Source organism: Streptomyces sp. NPDC046862 (assembly GCF_040704615.1).
Lineage (GTDB): Bacteria > Actinomycetota > Actinomycetes > Streptomycetales > Streptomycetaceae > Streptomyces.
Genome location: NZ_JBEYXP010000035.1, coordinates 40,761 through 66,761 on the forward strand (window position 1 = coordinate 40,761; position 26,001 = coordinate 66,761).

At 72.8% G+C, this 26,001-nt stretch carries 21 protein-coding genes; 11 read left to right on the plus strand and 10 right to left on the minus strand.

The window, feature by feature from the left end:
- Positions 1–66: 66 nt before the first annotated feature.
- From AB0959_RS32630 to AB0959_RS32640, 3 genes are all read right to left on the minus strand, one after another.
- Positions 67–8,532: a type I polyketide synthase gene (locus AB0959_RS32630; protein WP_366830295.1), complete on the minus strand. Its 8,466-nt coding sequence runs from the start codon at positions 8,530–8,532 to the stop codon at positions 67–69.
- Positions 8,533–8,766: 234 nt separating this feature from the next.
- Entirely contained in the window at positions 8,767–9,303 is a 537-nt protein-coding gene (locus AB0959_RS32635) for an NUDIX hydrolase family protein (protein ID WP_366830296.1), read from the minus strand.
- 122 nt (positions 9,304–9,425) lie between these two features.
- Positions 9,426–10,124, minus strand: a complete 699-nt coding sequence (locus AB0959_RS32640; protein WP_366830297.1) for a DUF2470 domain-containing protein — start codon at positions 10,122–10,124, stop codon at positions 9,426–9,428.
- 139 nt (positions 10,125–10,263) lie between these two features.
- On the opposite strand from AB0959_RS32640, the gene AB0959_RS32645 reads away from it, so the two are divergent.
- The 7 genes from AB0959_RS32645 to AB0959_RS32675 all read left to right on the plus strand — a co-directional run bounded on the left by AB0959_RS32645 (position 10,264) and on the right by AB0959_RS32675 (position 17,395).
- On the plus strand, positions 10,264–10,923 hold the full coding sequence (locus AB0959_RS32645; RefSeq protein ID WP_366830298.1) for an XRE family transcriptional regulator: 660 nt from the start codon (positions 10,264–10,266) through the stop codon (positions 10,921–10,923).
- A 45-nt stretch (positions 10,924–10,968) separates the two neighbouring features.
- Positions 10,969–12,303, plus strand: a complete 1,335-nt coding sequence (locus tag AB0959_RS32650; RefSeq protein WP_366830299.1) for a Xaa-Pro peptidase family protein — start codon at positions 10,969–10,971, stop codon at positions 12,301–12,303.
- An 83-nt stretch (positions 12,304–12,386) separates the two neighbouring features.
- On the plus strand, positions 12,387–13,328 hold the full coding sequence (locus AB0959_RS32655; RefSeq protein ID WP_366830366.1) for a thiamine pyrophosphate-dependent dehydrogenase E1 component subunit alpha: 942 nt from the start codon (positions 12,387–12,389) through the stop codon (positions 13,326–13,328).
- Positions 13,316–14,326, plus strand: coding sequence for an alpha-ketoacid dehydrogenase subunit beta (locus AB0959_RS32660; RefSeq protein WP_366830300.1), 1,011 nt, complete (start codon positions 13,316–13,318; stop codon positions 14,324–14,326). The genes AB0959_RS32655 and AB0959_RS32660 overlap by 13 nt, the downstream gene beginning before the upstream one ends.
- 86 nt (positions 14,327–14,412) lie before the next feature.
- Positions 14,413–15,774, plus strand: coding sequence for an amidohydrolase family protein (locus tag AB0959_RS32665; protein ID WP_366830301.1), 1,362 nt, complete (start codon positions 14,413–14,415; stop codon positions 15,772–15,774).
- Positions 15,771–16,712: a cupin domain-containing protein gene (locus AB0959_RS32670; protein ID WP_366830303.1), complete on the plus strand. Its 942-nt coding sequence runs from the start codon at positions 15,771–15,773 to the stop codon at positions 16,710–16,712. The genes AB0959_RS32665 and AB0959_RS32670 overlap by 4 nt, the downstream gene beginning before the upstream one ends.
- Positions 16,709–17,395, plus strand: coding sequence for an SDR family oxidoreductase (locus tag AB0959_RS32675; RefSeq protein WP_366830304.1), 687 nt, complete (start codon positions 16,709–16,711; stop codon positions 17,393–17,395). Before AB0959_RS32670 ends, AB0959_RS32675 begins: the two co-directional genes overlap by 4 nt.
- Positions 17,396–17,420: 25 nt before the next feature.
- Here the strand turns inward: AB0959_RS32675 and AB0959_RS32680 are convergent, their stop codons facing one another.
- The 5 genes from AB0959_RS32680 to AB0959_RS32700 all read right to left on the minus strand — a co-directional run bounded on the left by AB0959_RS32680 (position 17,421) and on the right by AB0959_RS32700 (position 20,221).
- Positions 17,421–18,275, minus strand: coding sequence for an SAM-dependent methyltransferase (locus AB0959_RS32680; RefSeq protein WP_366830305.1), 855 nt, complete (start codon positions 18,273–18,275; stop codon positions 17,421–17,423).
- 101 nt (positions 18,276–18,376) lie between these two features.
- Complete coding sequence (locus AB0959_RS32685; RefSeq protein ID WP_366830306.1) at positions 18,377–19,021, minus strand: endonuclease; 645 nt, start codon at positions 19,019–19,021, stop codon at positions 18,377–18,379.
- A gap of 39 nt (positions 19,022–19,060) precedes the next feature.
- The gene (locus tag AB0959_RS32690) at positions 19,061–19,399 is read right to left on the minus strand and encodes a DUF3140 domain-containing protein (protein ID WP_366830307.1); all 339 of its coding nucleotides are present in this window, start codon (positions 19,397–19,399) and stop codon (positions 19,061–19,063) included.
- A 37-nt stretch (positions 19,400–19,436) separates the two neighbouring features.
- The gene (locus AB0959_RS32695) at positions 19,437–19,919 is read right to left on the minus strand and encodes a DNA starvation/stationary phase protection protein (RefSeq protein WP_366830308.1); all 483 of its coding nucleotides are present in this window, start codon (positions 19,917–19,919) and stop codon (positions 19,437–19,439) included.
- Positions 19,916–20,221: a WhiB family transcriptional regulator gene (locus tag AB0959_RS32700; RefSeq protein WP_366830309.1), complete on the minus strand. Its 306-nt coding sequence runs from the start codon at positions 20,219–20,221 to the stop codon at positions 19,916–19,918. The genes AB0959_RS32695 and AB0959_RS32700 overlap by 4 nt, the downstream gene beginning before the upstream one ends.
- Before the next feature lie 239 nt (positions 20,222–20,460).
- On the opposite strand from AB0959_RS32700, the gene AB0959_RS32705 reads away from it, so the two are divergent.
- Entirely contained in the window at positions 20,461–21,567 is a 1,107-nt protein-coding gene (locus tag AB0959_RS32705; RefSeq protein ID WP_366830310.1) for an FAD-dependent oxidoreductase, read from the plus strand.
- A gap of 116 nt (positions 21,568–21,683) precedes the next feature.
- Positions 21,684–22,430 carry a DUF2071 domain-containing protein gene (locus AB0959_RS32710; protein ID WP_366830311.1) on the plus strand — a complete coding sequence of 249 codons (747 nt, stop codon included), beginning with the start codon at positions 21,684–21,686 and terminating at the stop codon, positions 22,428–22,430.
- A gap of 19 nt (positions 22,431–22,449) precedes the next feature.
- Here the strand turns inward: AB0959_RS32710 and AB0959_RS32715 are convergent, their stop codons facing one another.
- The gene (locus AB0959_RS32715) at positions 22,450–23,259 is read right to left on the minus strand and encodes a lysophospholipase (protein WP_366830312.1); all 810 of its coding nucleotides are present in this window, start codon (positions 23,257–23,259) and stop codon (positions 22,450–22,452) included.
- Between the two features lie 214 nt (positions 23,260–23,473).
- On the opposite strand from AB0959_RS32715, the gene AB0959_RS32720 reads away from it, so the two are divergent.
- Together AB0959_RS32720 and AB0959_RS32725 are read left to right on the plus strand one after the other, a co-directional pair.
- Entirely contained in the window at positions 23,474–24,247 is a 774-nt protein-coding gene (locus tag AB0959_RS32720; protein WP_366830313.1) for a sulfite exporter TauE/SafE family protein, read from the plus strand.
- Positions 24,248–24,268: 21 nt separating this feature from the next.
- Positions 24,269–25,075, plus strand: coding sequence for a cobalt-precorrin-6A reductase (locus tag AB0959_RS32725; protein WP_366830314.1), 807 nt, complete (start codon positions 24,269–24,271; stop codon positions 25,073–25,075).
- 103 nt (positions 25,076–25,178) lie between these two features.
- On the opposite strand, the gene cobF is transcribed toward AB0959_RS32725, so the two are convergent.
- A complete protein-coding gene (gene cobF / locus AB0959_RS32730) occupies positions 25,179–25,982 on the minus strand; it encodes a precorrin-6A synthase (deacetylating) (RefSeq protein WP_366830315.1) in 804 nt (267 codons plus the stop codon).
- Between the last annotated feature and the right edge of the window lie 19 nt (positions 25,983–26,001).

Sequence of the window (26,001 nt, forward strand, 5' to 3'; positions counted from 1 at the left end):
TTGACTTAAGCAAGTTAAGTCTGGCGACGCGACCTGGTCAGCGACTTCGGCGCGTACAGCCCTCTCCTACGGGGCGTGCGTGGCGCCGAGGGTGTCGATCCAGGTGCGGACGGCCGCCACCGTCGTCGGGGCGTGTTCCTGCATGAACGAGAAGTGGTCACCGGGCACGTCGACGCTCGCGTGCGGCAGCGGCCACGACGTCTGCCACGCGTCCCGGTCCGCGCTCGCCGCCATCCCGGCGGTGGGCTGGGCGGCGCGCACGAGCAGCGTGGGCGTGGTGACCGGTTCCGGACGCCGGCCGAGGAACATGCGGGAGTACGCGCCGAGCGCCGCCACGCCGGTGTCCTCGTCCCCGGAGAACTGGTTGCCGCCCAGACGCGGAGCGATGGCGGCCGGCAGGGCCAGCAGCCAGTCCTTGTCACTGTTGCCGTCGTCGACGAGGTACGTGTCGAGCAGCACCATCCCGGCGGGAGCGGTCCCCACGGCTTCCAGGCGCCGCGTCACGACGTGGGCGGCCGTGCCCCCGGTGGACACGCCCAGGATGACGAAGGGCCGGTCGCCGACGTGTCGCAGCACCGTCTCGGCGTGGGTGCGGGCCAGCGTCTCCGGGTCGGCCGGCACGGCGGAACCCCCGCCGATGCCGGGGTGCGGCAGTTCCAGGACGTCCAGGTCGCCCTCGAAACAGCGGTGGAATCGCGTGAACTCCCCGCCCGGGGCGGCGAAGGGCGGATGGTACCCGGGGAAGAAGACGAGCACCGGGCGGTCGTCGCCGGAACCCGTGGCGCGCCGCAGTGGCGGGAGGGCATGCTCCCGGCCGGCCTCCGCGTCGAAGGTCGGCATCGCCCAGGAGGCGGTGACCAGCATGTGCATCGCCTCGACCACCCGACCGGCCGCGCAGATCCGCCGGTACAGGGAGGACAGGGTCTGCGCGGGGCGGTCCTCCACCGTCGCGGGCCGTGCGGGCCGGTCCTCGGTCGCGTCGGGCCGTGCCGGCCGGTCCTCCGCCGGCCCGGGCTCCTCGTCCGGCGTCGTCCGCGGCAGGTCGTCGAGCAGACCGAGGACGTGGCGGGCCAGTCCCCGCGCCGTCGGGTACTCGAAGACCACGGCGGCGGACAGTTGGAGCCGCAGGGCCGTGCTCAGCCGGTTGCGGACCTGAACGGCCATCAGGGAGTCGAAGCCCAACTGCTCGAAGGTCCTGTCGCCGGGCAGCGCGTCGGCACCGTCGTACCCGAGCACCGCGGCCACGTCGCCGCGCATCAACTCCGCGAGGGCGGCCTCCCGTTGGGACTCGGGCAGCCCGGCCAGCAGCGTCCGCCACGCTCCGGTTTCCAGCGGCTGCTCGGCTCCGGACTCCCCGGCTCCGGACTCCCCGGCTCCGAACTCCCCGGCTCCGGCGCTCGGCCGACGCGGGCGCAGCAGACCTCGAAGGAGCGGCGGCAGAGGCCCGGCCAGGCTGCCCTCGGGCGTACCCGCCGCGGACCGGAGCGCGCCCCGGTCCAGCAGCAGCGGCGCGAGGACGGGCCCGCCCCCGCCCAGCGCCGCGTCGAACAGCGCGAGGCCCTGGTCCAGGGAGAGCGCCCTGAGGACCTCACCGGACCGCCGCCCCCTGTTCCGGTCATCCCCGGGAAGCTGTAGCTGTGCGGCCATGCCGCTGCCGCCGAGCTCCCACGGGCCCCACGCCAAGGAGACCGCGGGCAGCCCCAGGGCGGTGCGGTGGTGGGCGAGGGCGTCCAGGAAGGAGTTCGCTGCCGCGTAGTTGCCCTGGCCCGCCCGGCCCAGCAGGCCCGACGCCGAGGAGAACAGGACGAACGCCGACAGGTCGAGGTCCCGGGTCAGTTCGTGCAGGTGCCAGGCCGCGTCGGCCTTCGGCCGCAGGACCGCCGCCATCCGCTCGGGCGTCAGCGCGGTCAGCACACCGTCGTCGAGCGCCCCGGCGGCGTGCACCACGGCCGACAGCGCGGGCTCACAGTTCTTGATCACCTCGGCCAGCGCGGCTCGGTCTGCCGCGTCACAGGCGACGACCCGGACCTGCGCACCCAGGCCCTCCAGCGTGCCGCGCAACTCCTCGGCGCCGGGTGCCCGCGGGCCGCGCCGCCCGGTGAGCACCAGGTTCCGTACGCCGTACGAGGTGACCAGGTGACCGGCGAGAGCCGCGCCCAGCACGCCGGTACCGCCGGTGATCAGCACCGTACCGTCCGCTCCGAAGGCACTGCCGCAGGACGCCGCCGTGTCGGTGCCGACCAGCCGTGGCACGGTCAACCGTCCGGCACGGAGGGACAGTTGGTACTCGCCCGTGGCCACCGCCGACGCCACCGCCGAGGGCAGCAGCCGCAGGGACTCGGGCCGACCGTCCACGTCGACGAGGAGGACGCGTCCGGGCAGTTCCGACTGGGCCGTCCGCGCGAGCCCCCACACCGCGGCTCCGGCCAGGTCCGGCTGCGGCGCGGTGGCGTCCCGCGTCACCACCACCATCCGGGAGCCGGCCGCCCGCGGGTCGTCCTGCCAGTCCTGCAGTGCCCGCAGGACCCTGCCGGTCAGTCGGCGGACGGCGGGCAGCGGATCGGTGTCCTCGGGCGGGCCGACGGCCACCACGACGACGACGGCGTCCGGTTCGGGAGCCGTGGGAGCCGCAGGATCCGTGAGGTCCATGGGGTCCACGACATCGGGAAGCAGCCCGTGCAGGTTCAGCTCGTCCGGGCCCAGGAGGGACCAACGGCCGCTGACCGCACGGTCCTTGACGTCGGGCACCTCGACGGCGTGCCAGTCGGGGCGCAGCAGGGCGCGCCGCACCACGTCGTGCGCCGTTCCGCCGGGGCCGCCGGGGAGTTCTCGGGTGGTCAGGGAGTCGACGCGCGCCACGGGGCGGCCCGCCGGGGCGGTGAGCGTCAGGGCGACCGTGTCCGTCGCGGTCGGGGTGACCCGTACCCGTAGCTCCGACGCACCCGCCGCGTACAGCCGCACACCGCTCCACGCGAACGGCACGCGGACCACATCGGACTCGGACTCGTGCTCGGACTCCGCAGCAGTGCGGGAGGCGGACGCGGCGAGCAACGGGGCGTGCAGGGCCGCGTCCAGCAGCGCCGGATGGATACCGAAGCGGCCGGCGCCCGCCGACTCGGCTTCCGGCAACCGGACGTCCGCGAACAGTTCGTCGCCCAGCCGCCATGCCGCCCGTACGCCCCGGAAGGCCGGACCGTAGGCGAAGGGGCCCTCCGCGAGGGTGTCGTACGCGTCGGTGAGGTCGACCTCGACGGCGCCCTGGGGCGGCCACACGGCATCTCCCGTGTCGGCGGGCGCCGTCTCCTGGAGGTGTTTCGAAACACCCCCCAGATCCTCGGGGGCGCGGGCCAGCAGCCCTGTCGCATGCCGGGTCCAGACGGGCTCCGGGCCGTCCACGGGCGACTCGGCGGACTCCTCGGGCCGCGCGTGGATGTCGACCGGACGCCGTCCGGAGGCGTCCGCCGCTCCCACCACCACCTGCAGGTGTACGCCACCGGTGGCGGGCAGCACGAGCGGCGTCAGCACCGCGAGGTCCTCCAGCGTGCCGCAGCCGACCTCGTCGCCCGCGCGGACGGCGGACTCCACGAACACCGTGGCGGGTACGAGCACGCTTCCCGCGATCACATGGTCGGCGAGCCACGGCTGGGTCGCGGGGGAGAGGAGGCCGGACAGCACCGTGCGGCCGGTGTCCGGCACCGTGAACGCGGGGCCCAGTAGCGGGTGACCGTGAGCGTCCGGCGCGGCGCCCGGGGTGCGCGGCGTGTCCAGCCAGTACCGCTGTCGTTGGAAGGCGTACGTGGGCAGGTCCACCCGGCGCGCACCACTGCCCGCGAACACGGCGGGCCAGTCGACGCGCGCTCCACGCACGTGCAGCCGGGCCACGGAGGACAGCAGGGCCTCCGCCTCGCCCCCGCCCGCGCGGGTCGCGGCCACGAAGAGCGACGTACCGTCGTCCATGCCGGTCAGGCAGTCCTGCGCCATCGCGGTGAGCACAGGACCGGGGCCGAGTTCCAGGAACGCCGAGACCCCGTTGTCCCCGAGCCACCGCACGGCGTCGGCGAACCGTACCGGCAGACGGGCGTGCCGTACCCAGTACTCCGGGGAACACAACTCCTCGGTGTCGGCACGGCGGCCCGACGCGGCGGAGACCACCGGGACGCGCGGCGGCCGGTAGGCCAGCCCCTCGGCCACCCGGCGGAAGGCGTCGAGCATCGGCTCCACCAGTGGGGAGTGGAATGCGTGACCGACCCGCAGGCGTACGGTCCTGCGACCGCGCGCCTCGAACCCGGCGGCGACGGCGAGTACGGCGTCCCGCGCGCCCGAAACGACCACCGAGCGCGGCCCGTTCACGGAGGCGATCGCGATGTGCTCCCCGACGTGGGCGAGTTCGGCGGCGACTTCCTCCTCCGTGGCGTGCAGGGCCACCATCGCCCCGCCCTCGGGCAGCGCGTGCATCAGCCGGCCACGGGCCGCCACCAGCGTCGCCGCGTCCGCGAGATCCAGGACGCCGGCGACGTGCGCGGCCGCCAGTTCCCCCACCGAGTGCCCGGTGACGAAGTCCGCGCGCACTCCCCACGACTCCAGCAGCCGGAACAGCGCCACCTCGAAGGCGAACAGACCGGCCTGGGTGAAGTCCGTCCGGTCGAGCAGAGCGGCCAGAGGGGAACCCTCCTCGGCGGACAGCACGGCGCTCAGCGGCCGTTCGAGACGGTCGTCGAACTCGTGGCACACGCCGTCGAAGGCCTCGGCGAAGGCGGGGTACGCGGACCGCAACTCCGCCCCCATACGGACGCGTTGGGCTCCCTGGCCGGTGAACAGGAACGCGGTACGCGGGCCGTCCGGATCCGCCACGGCCCGCAGGACGCCTGTGCCGTCCCTCGCGTCGTCCCGCATGCCGTCCGCCGTGCCGTCCCTGCCTTCGGAGAGTGCCTCCAGCGAGGCGAGCAGCCGTGTCCGGTCCCCGGCCGCCACCATCACCATGGCCCTGTGGGGCAGGGCCGGTCGTGACACGGCCAGGGAGAGACCGACGTCGGCGGACGACAGGCCGGGGCGGGCGGCGACATGGGCCGCCAGCCGGCGCGCCTGGGCACGCAGGGCCCCCGGGTCGGCCCCGGAGAGCAGCCACGGCACGGGCGCCGCCTCCCCCTGCGGACCTGCTGCTTCCGCCTGCGGGCCCTCGGGATCCTCCGCGCCCGACTCCGGCGGCCGTGGCGGCTCCTCAAGGATCACGTGCGCGTTCGTCCCGCCGATGCCGAAGGCCGAGATCCCGGCCCTGCGCGGCCTGCCCTCCGCCGGCGGCCACGGCCGGGCGGTGGTCAGCAGCTCCACGCGGCCGGAGGACCAGTCGGCGTGCGGTGTGCGGGTCTCGGCGTGCAGGGTCCGGGGCAACTCCCCGTGCCGCATGGCCTGCACCATCTTGATGACCCCGGCGACGCCCGCGGCCGCCTGGGTGTGACCGAGGTTGGACTTGACCGAGCCCAGCCACAGGGGCGGCCGCCCCGGGGCCCGCCCGCGGCCGTAGGTGGCCAGCAGCGCCCGCGCCTCGATGGGATCGCCCAGCGTGGTGCCCGTGCCGTGCGCCTCCACCGCGTCCACGTCACCCGCACCGAGCCCCGCGTCGGCCAGCGCCTGGGTGATCAGCCGCTGCTGGGCCCGGCCGTTGGGTGCGGCGAGCCCGTTCGACGCGCCGTCGGAGTTGACGGCGGAGCCCCGCAGGACGGCCAGGACGGGGTGGCCGTGGCGCCGGGCGTCGGACAGCCGCTCCAGCAGCACCAGCCCCACTCCCTCGCCCCAGGCGGTTCCGTCCGCCGCGGCCGAGAACGACTTGCAGCGGCCGTCGGGCGAGAGACCGCGCTGACGGCTGAACACCGTGAACGGCTTGGGGCTCGCCATCACCGTGACACCGCCGGCGAGGGCGAGAGAGCACTCGCCCGAGCGCAGCGCCTTCGCCGCCCAGTGCAGGGCCACCAACGAGGAGGAGCACGCGGTGTCGAGCGTGATCGACGGCCCGCGCAGCCCGTACACGTACGAGATCCGGCCGGAGGCCACGCTGCCGGCCGAGCCCAGGCCCAGATGGGCCTCCAGTTCGTGGTCGCCGAAGCGGGTCGCGTAGTCGTCGTACATCACTCCGACGAACACGCCCGTGTCGCTCTCGCGCACCGCGGCCGGGTCGATGCCGGCCCGTTCCCAGACCTCCCACGAGGTCTCCAGCAGCAGCCGCTGCTGCGGGTCCATGGCCAGCGCCTCGCGCGGCGAAATCCCGAACAGGCCCGCGTCGAACTCCGCGGCCCGGTGCAGGAATCCGCCCCTGCGGGTGTATGACGTGCCGATGCGGTCCGGGTCGGGGTCGTAGAGCGCGTCCAGGTCCCAGCCCCGGTCCGTGGGGAACTTCGAGGTCGCGTCCGTGCCGTCCGACACCAGCCGCCACAGGTCCTCGGGGGACTGGACGTCCCCGGGATAACGGCAGCCCATGGCGACGATCACGATCGGATCGTCCCCGCCGTCCCGGGTGCCCCCGACAGGGCTCGCGGTCCGCGGAAGGACGGCGTCGCCGTCACCCGGCACCGGGGCGAAGAGCGCCGTACACAGGTACCGGGCCACCTCGGCAGGCGTGGGATGGTCGAAGACCAGCGTCGTCGGAAGCCGCAGTCCGGTCGCCGCGCCGAGCCGGTCGATCAGGGCGACGGCGCCCACGGAGGTCAGCCCCAGATCGATGAAGGGGCTGTCGGCGTCGCCCGCGTCGTAGGGATCGTGCTCGTCGCGGCCACGGACCGCGGCCGTCTCGGCGAGCACCGTCTCGCGCAGCGCGCGTTCCCGCACCTCCGGGTCCGGCGGCAGCGACAGCAGCCGTCGGAGCAGGGTCCCGTCGACCGGAGCCGGAGCCGGAGCCGGAGCCGGAGCCGGAGCCGGGGCGGGAGTGGGAGGGGCTGGGCGCATGCCGGGCGTCACGGGGCGGGCCGGTCCCTGGACGACCGCGTGGCGGGCGATCTTGCCGGACGCGGTCCGCGGGACGGCGGCGATCTCGTGGATCTCGGCGGGCAGCTTGTACTCGGCCAGCCGGGCGCGGCACACGGCCAGTACGCGCCCGGGATCGACCCCGTCCGGCCCGGGGACGACGTAGGCCACCGGCACCTCGCCGAGCACCTCGTGCGGCCTGCCCACCACCACCGCGTCGGCCACACCGGGACAGCGCAGCAGCGCCTCCTCGACCTCCGTGGGATGGATGTTCTCGCCGCCGCGGATGATCAGCTCGCTGACCCGGCCGGTGAGGACGAGATGGCCGTGCTCGACACGGCGGCCGAGGTCGCCGGTGCGGTACCAGCCGTCCTTCAGCGCGGCCTTGGTCGCCTCGGGCTGGTTGTGGTAACCGACCATGAGGCCCGGCCCGCGCACCCAGACCTCGCCCTCGCCGCCGTCCGCGGCATCGTTGCCGGAGCCCGGATCGACGATCCGTACGTCCACGCCCGGGACCGGCGGACCGCAGGAGCCGTCGAGCTTCGGCCCCTCCGGCCGGTTCATCGCGATGATGCCGCAGGTCTCGGTGCTGCCGTACGCGTCGAGCAGGGGCGCCCCCAGGAGGTCCTCCACCGCCCGGCGCAGCGCCGGGGAACTCGGCGCGCCCGCCACGACACAGGTGCGCAGCCCGCCCGGTCCTGACGACGGCTCTGGAGTGTCGCCGGCCGACGCCACCAGCTGGTGGTAGGTCGCGGGCACTCCCGCCAGGACGGTGTAGGGGCCGCCGAGGGCCGTGTGCGGTTCCCGGAGCTCCCGCAACAGGCCGCCCGGCGGGAGGAGTTCGCCGGTGATCCGGGCGCTCGCGCCGACGGCGGTGACGGCCAGGATCGCGAGGGAGTGACCGAAACTGTGGAACAGCGGCAGCGGCCAGAGCAGTCGGTCGTCGGGCGAGAGAGCGAGAATCGGGGCATAGCAGGCCGCCACCGACCACAGGGCGCTGCGCTGGGTGGAGAGCACGCCCTTGGGGCGGTGGGTGGTGCCGGAGGTGTAGAGCATCCAGGCCGGCTCGTCGAGTCCGAGGTCGTCCCGGGGCGGCTCGTCGGCCTCGGCGGACTCGACCGCGCTCCGCAGGAGGACCGTGTCGTCGGGGGCGTCCGCGGGGAGCGGTTCCGCACCGGTGAGCAGGACGCGCGGGCTGCGGTGCCCGGGGACGAGGTGGCGCAGCCGGGGGAAGTGGCCCGCGTCGGTGACGACGACCGAGGCACCGCTGTCCTGGAGGAAGTGGGCGAGTTCGGCGTCGGATGACCGGGGGTTGAGGGGCACCCCGACCGCCCCCGCCCTGACGACGGCGAGGACGCTCTCCACCATCTCCACGCGGTTTCCCAGACAGATCGCGACCCGGTCACCGCGGCGCAGGCCGGTCCGGGCGAGATACGCGGCCAGCCTGCCGGTGCGCCGCTCCAACTCGCCGTAGGTGACGGCCCGTGCGTCGTCGGCGAACGCCACGCGGTCCGGCGCGCTCTCGGCGTGCGTCCTCAACAGCTCCGGCAGCGAACGGATCAGCTCGTCGTGGCTCATGCCCTCATGCCCCCGCCTCGTGCCCCTGTCGCGCCCATCCCCTTGGGCGCGCCCCGTTCCGCCCGTCCCCCTGGGCGCAACCGCTCGAGCCTACGACTCGGCGACCACGCGATCGAACCATTCGGCGTTCGGCGTTTCGGTGGCTGCCGAGGGCGGCGGCGCGGGGCCCGCTGTCGCCGCCCTCGCGGTACGGGGTACGTGAGCCGGGGCCGGTGACGGGACCGGCACCCTGCTTCAGGGCAGGCAGCCCACATGGGCGAGGGCCTGCTTGAGGAGGACTCCCTGGCCGCCCGGCATCTCGTGCTGGACCAAGGGGTCCGCGGCCTCCTGAGGGCTGAACCAGACCAGGTCGAGGGCGTCCTGGCGCGGGCGGCAGTCGCCGGTCACCGGCACGATGTAGGCGAGAGCCACCGCGTGCTGGCGGGGATCGTGGAAAGGGGTGATCCCCTGCGTCGGGAAGTACTCGGCAACGGTGAAGGGCTGCAGGGAGGCGGGGACCCGGGGCAGGGCCACCGGGCCGAGGTCCTTCTCCAGGTGGCGGAGCAGGGCGTCGCGGACCCGCTCGTGGTGCAGCACCCGGCCCGAGACGAGGGTGCGGCTGACCGTCCCGTCCGGCCCGATGCGGAGCAGCAGTCCGATGCTGGTGACTTCGCCGCTGTCGTCGACTCGTACGGGCACGGCCTCGACGTACAGGATCGGCATCTGGGCGCGTGCCTGTTCGAGATCGTCGGAGCTCAGCCAACCGGGCGTGGTTTCGGTCATGTCAGACATTGAATGATCGTACTTTCAACGCGTCCCTGTTTTCGCGTACGGCGCTCCAGGTCACACATGACGTGCACCGGGTGTGCGCTCGTCGTTCGACGCGGGTTCCACGAGGCCGTTCTCGCGTGAGGTCACTTTGTGCGACGGGCGCAGTGCGTGGCCGCCCGTGCGGACAGCATGCCGATCTGCGTGGCGGCCCCGTTCGGCGTGCGGGCGGGTGCCGTGAAGGAGAGGCGCACGTCGTCGTACGCGTCAGCGCGTTCGAGCCGGAGCACGAGCCCGTACTGGTCGAGGCGGACGGCGCGCACCCGGGTCGCCGCGAGCAGGAGCCGGGGCGGGGCCAGCCGGGACAGGACGGCCATGGAATCCGTGTGGGCGGCGTCGAGGTGCGTGAGCAGCTCCGCCTCGTACGCGCTCAGGGGGTCCGGGGCCGCGGCCGTGAACTCGTCGAACTCCAGGTGGGTCGTCCCGTCGGCCGTTTCGAGCGCCACGACCGTGGGCCGGAAGCGGAGCCGGTCCAGGCCGACGCGGGTGAGCCGGCCGTCCAGGGCGAGGCGGGCGCGCACCCGTTCGCGTACGGCGACGGGCGCCACGTCGGTCAATTCGACGACGGCGCCGAGACGCCGGCCCGACGTGGCGGCGAGTTCGGCGGTGACGTGCCCTCCGGTCGGGTCCTCCAGCGTCAACTGCCCGGTCTCGTCCGCGGTGTGCAGACCGATCAGCTCGATCACGTGCCCCGGCGTGGTGACGGTCAGCGAGGTCGCCGCGGCGAGGACGGAACGGGCGTACTCGGCCGGGGTCGGCTCCGCGGGCCGGTCCTGATCCGACATCCAGCACCTCCATTATTAGGTAAGTCTTACCTTAGTTCATTGCTGTCGGGGTGGTCGGCCGGTCCAGCGGGTGGTGGCGCCGGGCGCGTCCTCCTGTTCAATGGAGCTGCACAGCAGTCGCCCGCCGAGAGGAGTCGCCGTGTCCCCTGCGGTCGTGCCGCCCGTCGGGGCGCGCATCCGGCAGGCGCGCGTGGAGCGCGGGATGAGCCTGCGTGCACTGGCCCGCGAGATCGGGGTGTCCGCGAGCCTCGTGTCCCAGATCGAGACCGGCAAGAGCCAGCCGTCGGTCAGCACCCTGTACGCGATCACGACCGCGCTCTCCATCTCCGTCGAGGCGCTCTTCGACGCGCGGGAGGACGCGCGCGAGGCCGTCCCCGAAGCTCCCGTGGTCCCCGCCTCCGCCGCGCCCCCGGCCGTGCTCCACGCCCTGGCCGCCTTCGCCGCGGACCCCGGGCGCCGTATCGGGCCGCTGGTCGGGGCGGGAGAGCGGGAGACGCTGGAGCTGGACTCGGGGGTCGTATGGGAACGTCTCGGCCATGTTCCGGGCGCGGACGTGGACTTTCTGCTCGTGACCTACCGCCCCGGCGGCTCCTCGTCCGGCTCTGGCGGGCTGATGCGGCACGCCGGCACCGAGTACGGCTATCTGACCTCCGGCGAGCTGGTCCTCACCCTCGGCTTCGAGGAGTACACCGTCCGTCCCGGCGACGCGGTGTGCTTCGAGTCGACGACCCCGCACCGCTACCGCAACGACGGCGAGGTACCCGCCGTCGGCGTCTGGTTCGTGTTCAGTGCCACTTGACACTCCCTCCTTGTGGTCGTTGACTCCGAGGTGGGGGTGGTCGCCATGGCGATCCGTACATTCGGACCCAACGCCGTCGACTGGGAAGAGCGCATCGACCTGGACCGGCTGCGCAAGGAGCGTCTGTCCCGGCTGCACCGCGCGCTGAACGACTCCTCGCTCGGAGCCGTGCTCAGCTTCGACTTCGCCAACATCCGCTACATGTCCGCGACCCACATCGGCACCTGGGCGATGGACAAGCTCATCCGCTTCGCGCTGCTCGTGCGCGGCGGCGAACCGATCGTCTGGGACTTCGGCTCCGCCGCCCGTCACCACCAGCTCTACAACCCGTGGCTGGACTACAGCGACGGCAAGGACGGTCCGCCGACCGGAGCTCGCGCGGGCATCTCCACCCTCCGGGGCGCCTTCCACCCGGACGCCGGGATCGCCGGGGACGTCGCCGCCAAGATCGCCACCGTGCTGCGCGAGCACGGCCTGGTCAACGAGCCGCTCGGCGTCGACCTCGTCGAGATGCCGATCCTCATGGCCCTGCGTGCCCAGGGCATCGACGTCGTCGACGGCCAGCAGGTCTTCCTCGCCGCCCGCCGCACCAAGACCCGCGACGAGATCTCCCTGCTCACCCAGGCCTGCGCGATGGTCGACGCCGCCTACGAGGAGCTGTACGGCTTCCTGCGGCCCGGCGTCCGCGAGAACGAGTGCGTGGGGCTCGTCAGCAAGGTCCTGTACGACCTCGGCAGCGAGTACGTCGAGGGCGTCAACGCGATCTCCGGCGAACGCTGCTCACCGCACCCGCACGTCTACAGCGACCGCCTGGTCCGCCCCGGCGACCCCGCCTTCTTCGACATCCTGCACAGCCACCTCGGCTACCGCACCTGCTACTACCGCACGTTCGCCGTCGGCAGCGCCTCCACCGCCCAGCGCGACGCGTACGTGCGCTGCCGCGAGTACATGGACGAGGCCATCGCCCTGGTGCGCCCGGGCGCCACCACCGCCGACATCGTCCAGGTGTGGCCGCGTGCCGAGGAGTTCGGGTTCCCGGACGAGACGGCCGCCTTCGCGCTCCAGTACGGCCACGGGGTCGGCCTGTCGATCTGGGAGAAACCCATCTTCAGCCGCCTCGTCTCCCTCGACCACCCCGAGGTCCTCGAAGAGGGCATGGTGTTCGCGCTGGAGACGTACTGGCCGGCCGCCGACGGCTGGTCGGCCGCGCGCATCGAGGAGGAGGTCGTCGTCACCGCCGACGGCTGCGAGGTCATCACCAAGTTCCCCGCCGAGGAACTCCTCGTCGCGGGCCGCAAGTACTGGACGGTCGGCGGCGAGCTCAACACCCGCCGTGAGGCCCAGTCCCACCTCAACACCCGTAGGAACGGGAGCTCCTGATGGAAGCTCATGTACAGGACGCTCAGGTACGGGAAGCTCAGGTGCGGGACCGGGCACGGGAGCTCCTCGCGCTGTACGAGCGGATGGCGCTCGTGCGGCGTACGGAGCAGGCCGCCCACGACCTGTTCCTGTCCGGACTGGTCAAGGGCACCACCCACCTGGCCGCCGGGCACGAGGCGATCGCCGTCGGGGCGAGCGCGGCCCTGCGCGCCGACGACTACGTGTTCGCCACCTACCGGGGCCACCACCACGCCCTCGCCCGCGGCGCGACGCCCGAGGAGTGCCTCGCCGAACTCATGAGCAGGGCCACCGGGCTGTGCCGGGCCAAGGGCGGCTCCATGCACCTCACCAAGGCCTCCACGGGCATGCTCGGCTCGTACGCCATCGTCGGCGCCCACCTGCCGATGGCGGTCGGCGCCGCCTGGTCGGCCCGGCTGCGGGGGACGAGCCAGGTAGCGGTGGCCTTCTTCGGGGACGGTGCCACCAACATCGGCGCCTTCCATGAAGCGCTCAACCTGGCGGCGGTGTGGAAATTGCCGGTTTTGTTCATCTGTGAAAACAATCTGTACATGGAGTACACGCCCATCGCCGACGTCACCGCGGTCGCGCGGCCGGCGGCCGATCGGGCGTCCGCGTACGGCGTCCCGGGCGAGGTCGTCGACGGCAACGACGTCGTGCTCGTCCGGGAGGCGGTGTTCCGGCTGGCGGAGCGGGCCCGGGCAGGAGACGGGCCCGCTCTGCTGGAGGCCGAGACGTACCGTCACTTCGGGCACAGCCGGGCCGACCCGGCGACGTACCGGCCGGCCGAGGAGGTCGAGCGGTGGCTCAAGCATGACCCGCTGGACGTCGCGCGCGGACGGCTCACCGAGCTGGGAGTGCCGGCCGAGACCCTCGCCGACGCGGACGAGCGCGCGCGTGACGTCGTGGAGAAAGCGGTCAACGCGGCGAAGGCCGCGCCCGGCCCCGATCCGCGCGAGGCGCTGACCGACGTGTGGGCGGACGGAGGCGCGGCATGGCGGACGTGATCGACGGCCGGCCGGCCACCGAGCGGCAGCTCACCTACCGGGAGGCGGTCGCCGAGGGCATCGCGCGCGAGATGCGGCGCGACCCGGCGGTGGTGTGCCTCGGCGAGGACATCGGCGCCGCGGGCGGGGTGTTCAAGACGACGGTGGGGCTCCGGGAGGAGTTCGGGCCCCAGCGGGTGTGGGACACGCCCATCTCCGAACAGGCCATCGTGGGCGCCGCGATGGGGGCCGCGATGACCGGGATGCGACCCGTCGCCGAGATCATGTTCTCCGACTTCCTCGCCTGTTGCTGGGACTACCTCGCCAACGAGATCCCGAAGGTCCGCTACATGACGGGCGGTCAGGTCACCGTGCCCCTCGTGGTGCGCACCGCGAACGGCGGCGGGCTCGGCTTCGGCGCCCAGCACTCGCAGGCCACGGAGAACTGGGCCTTGACGATCCCCGGCCTGAAGATCGCCGCACCGTCGACACCCGCGGACGTGATCGGCATGATGGCGGCCGCGATCCGCAGCGACGACCCCGTGGTCTTCTTCGAGCACAAGGGACTCCTGGCGTCCAAGGGCGCGCCCCCGCCCCTGGACCACGTCGTCGAGCTGGGCCGCGCCGCCGTGGTCCGCGAAGGCGGTGACGTCACGCTCGTCGCCCTCGCCTCGATGGTGCCGGTGGCCCTGGAAGCCGCACGGCGACTCGCGGAGGAGGGCATCGAGGCGGAGGTCGTCGACCTGCGCTGCCTGGTCCCCCTCGACATGAGCACCGTCCTCGCCTCGCTCGCCAGGACCTCGCGGCTCGTCACCGTCGAGGAGAACCCGTACCAGGGCGGCTGGGGCGGCACGCTCGTCTCCGTCGTCGCCGACGAGGGGTTCGAGCTGCTGGACGCCCCGGTCAGACGGGTGGCGGGGGAGTGCGTCCCGCTGCCCTTCGCCGACGCCCTGGAGGAGCAGGTGATACCCACCGTCGACAAGGTCGTGGCCACCGTCCGCGCGCTCGCCGCGTACTGACCCCCAAGCTCGTGTCCCCGGCCCCTGTCCCCGAGCCGTATCCCCCACCCGCACCCCGTACCGAAGACACCCTGGGAGGAAAGGCGATGACCAATCGGATGCTCCTGCGCTCGGGCCACGTCCTGACGATGGACCCGGCCATCGGGGACCTGCCCCAGGGCGACGTCCTCATCGAGGACGGGAAGATCACGGCGGTCGAGCGCGCGATCGACGCCGACGTGGACGCCGAAGTCCTCGACATGACCGGGAGGATCGTGATCCCCGGCTTCGTCGACACCCACCGCCACACCTGGGAGGCGCCCATCCGCGGCTGCGCCCCCAACGCCACCCTGGACGACTACTTCGTGGACGTCCTCGACACGTTCGCCCCCGTCTACACCCCCGAGGACGTGTACGCAGGCAACCTCGCGGGCACCCTGGAGTGCCTCAACGCGGGCATCACCACGCTCGTCGACTGGTCCCACATCAACAACACGCCGGAACACCCGGACGCCGCGATCCAGGCCCTCACCGAGACCGGCATCCGCGCCCAGTACGCCTACGGAAGCGCCAACACCTCGCTCTCCGACTACTGGTTCGACAGCAAGATCGTCATCCCGGGCGACGACGTGCGCCGTATCCGCTCCCAGTACTTCGCCTCCGACAGCGGCCTGCTGACCATGGGCCTGGCCACGCGCGGCCCCGGCTTCTGCACCAACGAGGTCGTCACCTCCGAGTGGGGCCTCGCCCGCGAACTCGGCATCCCCATCACGGTGCACGTCGCGATGGGCCGCCTGGCCGGCCGCTTCGGCATGGTCAAGCAGCTCCACGACCTCGGCCTGCTCGGCCCCGACACCACCTACGTGCACTGTTGTTACCTCCACGAGGACGAGTGGGGGATGGTCGCCGACAGCGGCGGCACGGTCTCCGTCGCCCCGCAGGTGGAGACCCAGATGGGGCACGGCTGGCCGCCCGTGATGCAGGCGATCGAGCACGGACTGCGGCCTTCCTTGAGCATCGACGTCGTCACCACCGTGCCCGGCGACATGTTCACCCAGATCCGCGCCGCCTTCGGTGCCGAACGCGCCAGGGTGAACTCCGACTGCTGGCACGCCAACCTGCCCGTTCCCAGCACCATGTTGACGGCACGCCAGATGCTGGAGATCGCCACGCTCAACGGCGCCCACGTGGCCGGCCTGGAGGACCGCACCGGCTCGCTCACCCCCGGCAAGCGCGCCGACGTCGTCGCCCTCGACGCCACCGCGCTCAACATGGCGCCCGTGCACGACGCGGTGGCCGCGGTCACCCTCAGCGCGGACGTGTCCAACGTGGAGACGGTCATCGTCGACGGCGTGGTCCACAAGCGCGACGGCGAACTGCTCGCCGACGTCGGCCGCGCCCGCCGCCTGGTGGAGGAGTCCCGCGACCGGCTGGTGGCCGCCACGGAGGCGAGGAAGCAGCAGGCATGACCGACCATGTGGTGCGCCGCGCCGCCGAGAGCCCCCAACTGCCGTACGACAGTGGCGGTTTCCGGCGGTGGGCCGTCATCGGCGAGGAGGACGGCAGCGTCCACACCGGCTTCGGGCTGTGCGATCTGCGGTCCGACGGCCGGGTGGACGCCCACGTCCACTCGTACGAGGAGAGCTTCCACATCCTGGCCGGGAGCGTGGTCCTCGACGTGCCCGACGGCTCCTACCTCCTGGAAGAGGGCGACTACGGGCTGCTCCCGACGGGCGTGCCGCACGCCTGGCGCGGCACCGGCGACACCGCCGCCCGCTGGGCCGACATGCTGGCGCCGGTGCCCCGCGCCCGTTACGGGTACGACACCCAGGCGGTGCCCGCGCTGCCGGAACACGAGCCGGTGCGGATCGACGTGCGCGATCCCCGCACCCGCTCGTTCGGCCACTTCGAGGGCGCGCAGATGGATCCCGGGAAACAGTCCCAGGACCTCCTCGCCGTGTCCGCGAGCATGCGCACCGCGCTGCTCGTCTACAGCGGCATCACCGTGAAGATGATGGTGGACAACGACCTCGGGGCGGTGGCCTCGACCATGTTCATGGTCCAGTACGCCCCCGACGGGGTCGCGGGCACGCACGACCACCCCTTCGAGGAGACGTATCTGATCCTCGAAGGCGCCGTGAACGCCACCTTCGACGGCGAGACCTACCTGCTCGGGCCCGGCGACACGGCCTGGGCGGGCGCCGGTTGTGTGCACGGCTTCTCCAACGCCGGTGACACGGCGGTGCGCTGGCTGGAGACACAGGCGCCGCAGCCGCCGTCGCGGCACTCGTACCGGTTCACCAGGGACTGGGACTACCTGCGCGAGACGTTGGGAAAGTCGCGGACGCCGGGGGACGAGCCGCGGACGCCGCAGGACCAACAGGGCATGCCGGAGGGGAAAACATGAGCAGCGTCGTCGTCATCGGCGGTACGTCCGGGATCGGCCGGGAGTTCGCCCGGCACCGTGCCGAGCGCGGCGACGAGGTCGTGCTCACCGGCCGCGACGCGCACCGGGCCGCCACCGTCGCCAAGGAGATCGGTACGGCAGCCCGCGGCCTCGGACTCGACCTGTCCAGGCCGCGCGACATCGAGGGTGCGCTCGCGGAGGTGGGCCGCGTCGACCACCTCGTCATCGCAGGCGTCTCCCGCGACGACAACCGCGTCACCGCGTACGACATCGACGCGGCCATCCACCTCGTCACCCTCAAACTCGTGGGCTACACGGAGGTCGTGCACGCGCTCCGGCCGCGGCTGCACGACGACAGCGCCATCGTGCTGTTCGGCGGCCAGGCGAAGGAGCGGCCCTACCCGGGCGCCACCACCGTGGCCACGGTCAACGCGGGCGTGACCGGACTCGTGAACACCCTCGCCACGGAACTCGCCCCGATCCGCGTCAACGCCGTCCACCCCGGCGTCGTCGGCGACAGCCCCTTCTGGTCGGACAAGCCTCACGACGCCCTCATCGCCAGGACGCCCACGGGCAGGCTGGCCACCATGGGGGACGTGGTCGACGCGGTGGACTTCCTCCTCGGCAACCGCTCGGTCAACGCGGTGAACCTGAACGTCGACGGGGGCTGGCTGCTGCGGTGACCGAGGGCGGGCCGGGCGCGCGGGGTCAGCGCTTGACGCCCACCCCGCCGTACAGGGAGACGGGGCCCTTCCCCTCGGGACTCTCCCCTTCTCGGCTCTCCCCCTCGGGGGTCTCGTCCTCGGCGAGGTCCGGGCGCCACTCGGTCACCGACACGATCCCCGGGCGGACCAGGTCGAGTTCCGCGAAGAACCGGCCGACCTCACCTCGGGAGCGGGCCACCAGGGTCACACCCCCCGCCCGGTAGGTGTCGATGCCCCGCTGGACCGTCACGGGGTCGAAGTCGGCCGTCATCATGGACAGCACCAGGCAACTGCCCGGCGCCAACGCCCCCATCAGGGTGTCCACCAGTTGGTACGCGCCGTCCTCGTCCGCGACGAAGTGCAGGAGGGCGATGAGCGAGAGGGCGACGGGCCGGTCGAAGTCGAGGACGCGCCGCGCCTCGTCGAGGATCCTCCGCGGTTCTCGCGCGTCGGCCTGGACGTACGCGCATGCGCCCTCGGGAGTCCCGTGCAGCAGTGCCCCGCTCTGAGCGAGCACGATCGGGTCGTTGTCGACGTAGACCACCCGTGACTCGGGCGCCGACCCCTGAGCGATCCGGTGGAGGTTGGGCTCCGTCGGGATGCCCGTGCCGACGTCGAGGAACTGGCGGATCCCCGTCTCCCGGACCAGGAAGCGCGTGGCCCGCTGCATGAACCAGCGGTTGCTCCGCGCCGCCCGCACGGCGCCCCCGTCGATCGACATGATGTGCTGCCCCAGCCGCTGGTCGGCCGGATAGTTGTCCTTGCCGCCGAGGTACCAGTCGTACACGCGCGCCGGATGCGGCCGGCTCGTGTCGATGGGGTGTCCGTTCGAGAGAGCGGCGGGCTCCGTCCCGGTCATACGGCAACTCCTCTGCTCGGCACGATAGTTGCCCCCGCCGGGTCGTCCCGGCGGGGGCGCGCGAGCAGTGTGTCATCCGCGGTGCGCCGTGCGGCAGCCGTTTACGCGGCGCGGCGCAGACAGTCCTCGGCCAGCTTCGTGTCCAGCGCCACCCGCACCAACGCGGCCGCCAGAACGGCCGGTTCGGTGTCGCGGGCCTGCCCGACCAGCTCCTCCGGATCGTCGGGGAGGTCGAGCCGGCGGGCGCCCGACAGCGCCTTCTCGTCGAGGTAGGGCGCCACTTCGGGCCAGACCCGCTGGACCTCCCGCAGGAAGATGGAGACGCCGGCCGGGCCCATGCCGGGCACCTGCCGCAGCAGACGGCCCAGTTCGGCGACGTCCCCGTCGGCCTCCTTCCGCAGACGCCGCAGGTCGCCTCCCCAGCGCTCCCGCACCAGTTCGGCGCCCTCGCCGAGCTGGGTGGCCGTGCGCTCGTCGTACCGGCGGTAGCCGCCGCGGCCGAGCGCGTCGACCCGCTGCTGCCAGGTGGCGTCCGCCATGGCGCGCGGATCGCGCATCCCGGCGTCGTACAGCGCACGCGCGGCCTCGACGGCGACGGAGGCGCGGATCCGGGCGCTCAGCAGACAGGCCAGCACGAGCAGGCGGTACAGCGGCTGCGGGGTGTCCCGGAGCCTGATGCCCGCCTCCTCGGCGTACGTCCGTCCCTGAGCGGCGACGAGTTCTTCGACCACACGGTTCCGGCCCATGATCCCGCTCCTTTCCGCCTGCTTTCCGCGACGCCGCGGCTACTGGGGCGGCTTGAGCGGGTCGTGGCCCAGGGTCATCAGCCGGTGGCGGCGGCCGGTGTCCTCGGCCTCCGGCTCGTCCTCCTCGTCCTGCTGCGCGGTGACCGTGTCCACCACCTCGTACATCACGCGGATGTCGTCGTCGGTGAGGTCCGTGCGCCGCTTCTGCAGGATCGCCAGGACGTGCTGCCCGGTGTCCGTGCCCGCCTGCTCGGGCAGCGGTTCCTCGTCCTCGCCGGCGTCGCGGACCCGCAGCCAGGCCGCCAGTTCCTGGGACGTCATGTTCACCACGCGGTGGAACTCGTCCCACAGCGCGTCGAGTTCAAGGGCGTCGGTCATGGGGTGCCCCTTTCGTGCTGCACCTCTGGCGTCGGACTCAGCCCTCGCGCGGCCAGTCCTCGGCCTGGAACATCCAGCGCTGCTTCTCCAGCTCGGCGGTGAGGGAGATCAGCAGGTCCTGGGTGACCCGGTCGGAGTGCTCGGTCGTCTCGATCCGCGTGCGAAGCCGCCCGATGGCCTCCTCCAGCACCTCGACGAGCAGCCGTACGACCTCGGTGTCCCGCAGCCACCCGTCCTTCGGGCCCTGCAGGGCGAACCGCGTCGCGACGGTCTCCGGGCGGCCGTCGGGGGCGATGCCCAGTGCCGCCGCACGCTCGGCCACCGTGTCGGCGTAACCGCGGGCCGTGTCCACCACCTCGTCGAGCTGGAGGTGGATCGAACGGAACCTCGGGCCCACGATGTTCCAGTGGGCCTGCTTCCCGATGAGTGAGAGTCCGAGCAGATCCACCAGGGTGTCCTGCAGGGCCTCCCCGGTGGCCCGGAGGGCGGGCTCGGGGAGCGTACTCGTCACTGCTGTCATCGTGCGTTACTCCTCATCGTCTCGTAGCGGGCCGTGACTGTGTTCTCGGCGGGCCTGGCGATGTCCTCGGCGGGCCTCGCGATACGGAGCAGCGCGGCGCGTTCCTCCTCGCACAGGCCGCCCCACACGCCCGTCGTCTGTCCGCTGCTGAGCGCCCAGGACAGGCACTGGCTGATCACCGGACAGCGGGCACAGACGCGCTTGGCGGCGGCGATGTCCCTGAGGGCCGGGCCCGAGGAACCCACGGGGAAGAACAGATCGGGGTCCTCGTCCACGCAGGCCGCACTCCGCAACCACTCCATGCGGGCGCGGGTGCCCAGGACGGATGGGGGAAAACACGGCTTCCCCCCGGGGAGGGGCCGCCGTGATTCCGGCCGTGCCAGGGCATGCGCCGGCCCTCGCGCCGCCGCTTCACAGAACCCACACGCGGCTCGGCGAAAATCTTTAAGTCTCAAGCGTTACGCTCACCGGCAGTCGAGTGTCCGACAGCGGCCCGCCCGCGGTGCCACTCGCTCCCCCCACACAGCACAGGAGAACAGGTGTGCATGACGGCGACGTAGTGGTGATCGGCGGCGGCTATGCGGGCGTCCGGCTCGCGAAACGGCTGGACGGGGCGGCACGGGTCACGCTGGTGGACCGCAAGGAGGTCTTCTTCCACCGCATCGCCTCCCTGCGCGCGGGCGTGCACCGCGCCTGGACGGTGGCCCCCTTCATTCCGTACGACCGGCTCCTGCGCAACGGCCGCGTGGCCGTGGGCAAGGCGGTCCGCATCGACACCACCGAGCGGCAGGTGGTGCTGGCCACGGGCGAGCGGCTCCCGTACGACGTGGTGGTGATCGCCACCGGCGCCGACTACCCCGAACCGGCGCGCTTCACCGGCTCCACCACCGAGGAGGCGGCCAAGTCGTTCGCCGAGCACCAGCGGAGCGTCGCCCGCGCCGAACACGTCCTCGTCGTCGGCGGCGGACCCTCCGGCGTCGAGCTCAGCGCCGAGATACGCCTGGCCCGCCCCGACGCCCGGGTCACGCTGGCCCACGCCGGTCCGACGCTCCTCAACGGCACGGGCAGCGCGCGGGCCGGCCGCAAGGCGCGCGCCTGGCTGGAGGCCCACGACGTGGAGGTGCGGCTCGACTCCTTCATGTCCCCCGGCAACGACTTCGGCACCTACCGCGACGCGCGCGGCACCGTCATCGAAGCCGACCTCTCCTACTGGGCGACCGGCACCACCCCCAACACGCTCTGGCTGCGGCTGGGCGGGCACGGCGCCTGGCTGAACCCGGCCGGGCACGTGAAGGTCGACCGGACACTGCGGGTCGACGGGCATGTGGACGTGTTCGCGGTCGGCGACGTCAACGACGCGACCGAGCTCAAGATCACCCCTGCCGCGCTCGCCCAGGCGGACCTCGCCGCCTGGAACATCCGCGCCTACCTGCAGAGTTCCGGCAAGCACCGCAAGGAGCCCCGCTTCTACCGGGCGATCCACCGCACCCCGCTCATCGTGCCCTTCGGCCCGGCGGACGGGGTGACCATGGTGCCCGTGCCGGGCGGCGAGACCGCGGTCCTCGGCAGCCGCACCACCACACTCGCCAAGTCGAAGACCCTCATGACCCCCTACATGAGGCGCCAGCTCGGATACACCGCGGCCTGACACACGGGATCGGCGAACGTCCTGGTGGGATGGCCGTGCGCCCGGTGGGACGGCCGTGCCGCCCGGTGAGGTGGCCGTGCGAGCCCGCTGAGGTGGCCGTGCTAAAAGGTGTGGCCATGGAGACCGAGCCGATCACCCTGTCCACGCCGCGGCCCGTGCGGCGGCCGACGCTCGTGCAGGGCTGGCACGAACTGACGTTCCTGCACTGGCCGGTGGACCCCGACCGGGTGGCCGGGCTCATGCCGCCCGGCACCCGCCCGGACACCCTCGACGGGGTCACCTACGTCGGTCTGGTCCCCTTCCTGATGCGCGGCGTGGGCCTGGGGCCGGGCCCCGGCCTGCCGTACCTCGGAACGTTCTGCGAGACGAACGTTCGGCTGTACTCGGTGGACGACCACGGCAGACGCGGCGTCGTGTTCCGCTCCCTGGACGCGGCCCGGCTCGTCCCCGTCCTGGTGGGCCGGCTCGGCGTACGCCTGCCCTACACGTGGTCGAGGATGCGCCTGCGCCGCGAGCACGACGTGATCACCTACACCAGCAGTCGGCGACGGTCCGCGGGCGGCGGCCCGGGACCGGTGAGCCACACCGTGGTGAGGACCGGTGCCCCCATAGCGCGGCCCACCCCGCTGGAACAGTTCCTCACCGCCCGCTGGGGCCTGCACGTCACCTGGCACCGCCGGACGGTCCACCTGCCCAACGAGCACGCGCCGTGGCCGCTGCACCGGGCCGAACTGCTCGACCTGGACGACGGCCTGCTCACCGCCGCCGGCCTGCCGCCCATGACGGAGCCGCCGGTCAGCGTGCTCTACTCGCCGGGCGTCACCGTCCGCTTCGGCACGCCCTCCGCGGTGTCCATGCGGTAGGGGCGGCGGGGGAGGGGGTTCAGTTCAGCAGGACCCGATCCACGAACCCGGTCACGTCCGCCAGCACCTCGTCCTTGTTGGTCTCGTTGAACACCTCGTGCCGGGCGCCCGGATAGACACGCTCCGTCCAGTCGGAGCCCCGTAGTTCCTCGATGCCCGTACGGCTGCCGGACAGCGGCACGATCCTGTCGTCGTCGCCGTGCACCCACAGCAGGGGGAGCCCGCCGACGTCCCCGTGCTTGGAGATCGTCTCCAGTGTGCGGACGATCGCCTCCAACGTCGGCCGCTTGAACGGGCCGTGCCACACCAGCGGGTCGGCCGCGTACACCGTGCCGACCTCCGGGTCGCGGGACAGCAGGCTCGTGTCGATCGGCACGTCCGGCAGCTCGTCGTACGCGAGAAGCATGCGCGGCAGCTCCCAGACGCCGAGCACCGGCCCGGACAGGACGAGCGCGGCGAGCCCGCCACCGTACCGCTGGGCGTACCGCGCCGCGATGAGCCCGCCCATGGAGTGCCCGATCAGCACGACCGGCACCCCGGGATGCGCGGCCCGGGCCAGTTCCTCCACCGCGTGCACGTCGGTGACCACGTCCTCGAAGTCCTCGATCAGCACCCGGTCGCCCGCCGACCTGCCGTGGCCCATGTGGTCGGGCCCGAACACGGCGGCGCCGTGGGCGGTGAGCACGTCGGCGACGTACTCGTACCGGCCGATGTGCTCCCCGTAACCGTGCACCAGCAGCGCCACGTATCGCGGCCGTTCGCGTGGCCACTCCCGGGCCACGACGCTTCCCCTGGTGCCGCGGACGGTGTGCTCGCGCGCGTCGGCCATGTCTCCTCCAGCTGCGTCGGCGAAGGTTCCCGGGCGATCTTCCCAGGGAGCCGGGCGGCGGTCCACGGTGCGTGGCCAGGGCGCAAGCGCGACCGCGGAAACCGGACCTGATGGACCGGCCCGGACCCGACGGCCGATTCTGAACGCCGGTACGGGCCACCTGTCGAGACGGTCCTGTCGCCCGGAGATAGGTGCGCATAGCATCGGTGCCCGCATGAACACGATGACGCTGTGGCACGTAACCCCCGCCGGATTCGCCGCGCTGGCCTTCGCGGCCCTGCTCGTCGGCTTCTCGAAGACCGCCGTGAGCGGTGCCAACACGGTCAGCCTCGCGATCTTCGCGGCCGTCCTGCCCGCCCGGGCGTCGACCGGCGTCCTGCTGCCGATCCTGATCGTCGGGGACGTCCTCGCGGTGCTGACCTACCGGCGGCACGCCCACTGGCCCACCCTCTGGCGGCTGTTCCCCGCCGTCGGCGCGGGCGTCCTCCTCGGCACGGTGTTCCTGCTGTGGGCGGACGACGGGATCGTACGGACCTCGATCGGGGCGATCCTGCTGATGATGGCGGCGGTCACGGTGTGGCGCCGCCGCACCGCCGAGAAGGAGCAGGACCCCGACGCGGTGACCACACGGGCGGGCCGCGTCAAGGCCCGGTCCTACGGTGTCCTCGGCGGCTTCACCACGATGGTCGCGAACGCCGGCGGCCCCGTGATGTCGATGTACCTGCTCTCGGCAGGCTTCCGGAAGCTGGGCTTCCTGGGAACGTCCGCCTTCTTCTTCCTCATCGTGAACGTGTCCAAGGTGCCCTTCAGCGCCGGCCTCGGCCTGATCGACGGATCCTCGCTCCTTCTCGACGCGGCTCTGGCCCTGTTCGTGGTGCCGGGGGCGTTCCTCGGCAAGTGGGCGGTGAACCGCATCAACCAGCGCCTCTTCGAGCAACTCGTCATCGCGGCGACGGTGGTGGGCGGAGTGCAGCTCCTGGTCCGCTGACGGGCTCGTACGCTCGACGTCATGCCTCCGAGCCCTCACCAGCATCACCCCCATCACGACGACCTCCGCCCGCCCGTGCGCGAGGGTTTCCACGTCCTCGTCCTGGGCGGTACCACCGAGGCGCGCGAACTCGCCGCCTCGCTCGCGGCACGCCCCGATGTGCGGGTGACCACCTCCCTCGCCGGGCGGGTGTCACGTCCTCAGGCGCAGGCCGGAGACGTACGGATCGGGGGTTTCGGCGGAACCGAGGGCCTGGCGGCCTGGCTGCGCGAGCACGAGGTCGACGCGGTCGTCGACGCCACGCATCCCTTCGCCGCCGCCATCACCGCGAACGCGGCGCACGCCGCGGCGGCCACCGGCGTTCCGGCCGTGGTCCTGCGCCGCCCCGGCTGGCGCCCGGGCCCCGGCGACCGCTGGCACCCGGTGGGCTCCCTCACCGAGGCCGCCGCACTCCTGCCCTCCCTCGGTCATCGTGTCTTCCTCACCACCGGCCGTCTGGGCCTGGCGGCCTTCGCAGGCCTGACCGCTCAGCGTTTCCTCGTACGGTCCGTGGAGGCGCCCGAGCCGCCGCTGCCACCCCACACGGACGTCCTGCTGGCACGCGGCCCGTTCACGGTCGACGGCGAGCGGGAACTGCTGCGCGAGCACCGCATCGACGTCCTCGTCACCAAGGACAGCGGGGGAGAGGCGACGGCGGCGAAGCTCGTGGCCGCCCGCGATCTCGGGTTGCCGGTCGTCGTGGTACGGCGGCCACCGCTGCCGCCGGGAGTGTCCGCGGTACCGGACGTACGCGGGGCTCTGTCCCGGCTCGGCATCGACCCGCCGTGACGGTGACGGTGGCGGGTGGCGGGTGGCGGTGTCAGGTGCCGGGCGCCCGGCCGCCGCGGTATTCCCCGGCTCCCCCGGCTCCCCTGGTTTTCCCCGGCTTTCCTCAGAGGCCCGGCTCTCCGGTGCCGCCCTGTCCCCGCGGATGCCTGCGCAGCAGGTACGTGTCCATGATCCAGCCCTTGCGTTCGCGGGCCTCGGCGCGCAGGCGTTCGATGCGGGGGGCCGTCTCCGCGAGGGGGCCGGAGGCGAGGATCTCGTCCGGGGTACCTATGTACGCACCCCAGTAGATGTCGATGTCCGCGTCCTCGTCCGCGTACCGCCGGAAGGCCTGGTGGGCGTCCAGCATGACCACCACGTCGTCGACGTCCTCGGGGAACCCCTCGGCGAGCCGGCGCCCCGTGGTGATCTGGACGGGCCGGGCCACCCGGTTCAGCCCTGTGCGGTGCCGGGCCACGAGTGCGGACACGCTGCTGATCCCCGGCACGACGTCGTACTCGAAGGTGACGGCGCCACGGCCGAGGACCTCCTCCAGGATCCCGAGGGTGCTGTCGTACAGCGCGGGGTCGCCCCACACCAGGAACGCACCGCTCTCGTCCTCGCCCAGCTCCTCGGCGATGAGCCGCTCGTAGATGCCGGCGCGGGCACTGCGCCAGTCGCCGACGGCGGGGGAGTACGCGGCACCCCCGGCACCGCGGTCCCGCTCCGGGTCGCGCGCCTCGACCAGCCGGTACGTCCCCTCCGTTATGTGTGCGTCGAGGATGTCGCGGCGCAACTGGACGAGGTCCGACTTCACCTCGCCCTTGTCCAGGATGAAGAACACGTCCGTGCTCCTCAGCGCCTTGACCGCCTGCAGGGTCAGCTGGTCGGGATCGCCCGCACCGATACCGATCACATGAATCTTTCGCACGCCCCGAGTCTGCCGCACC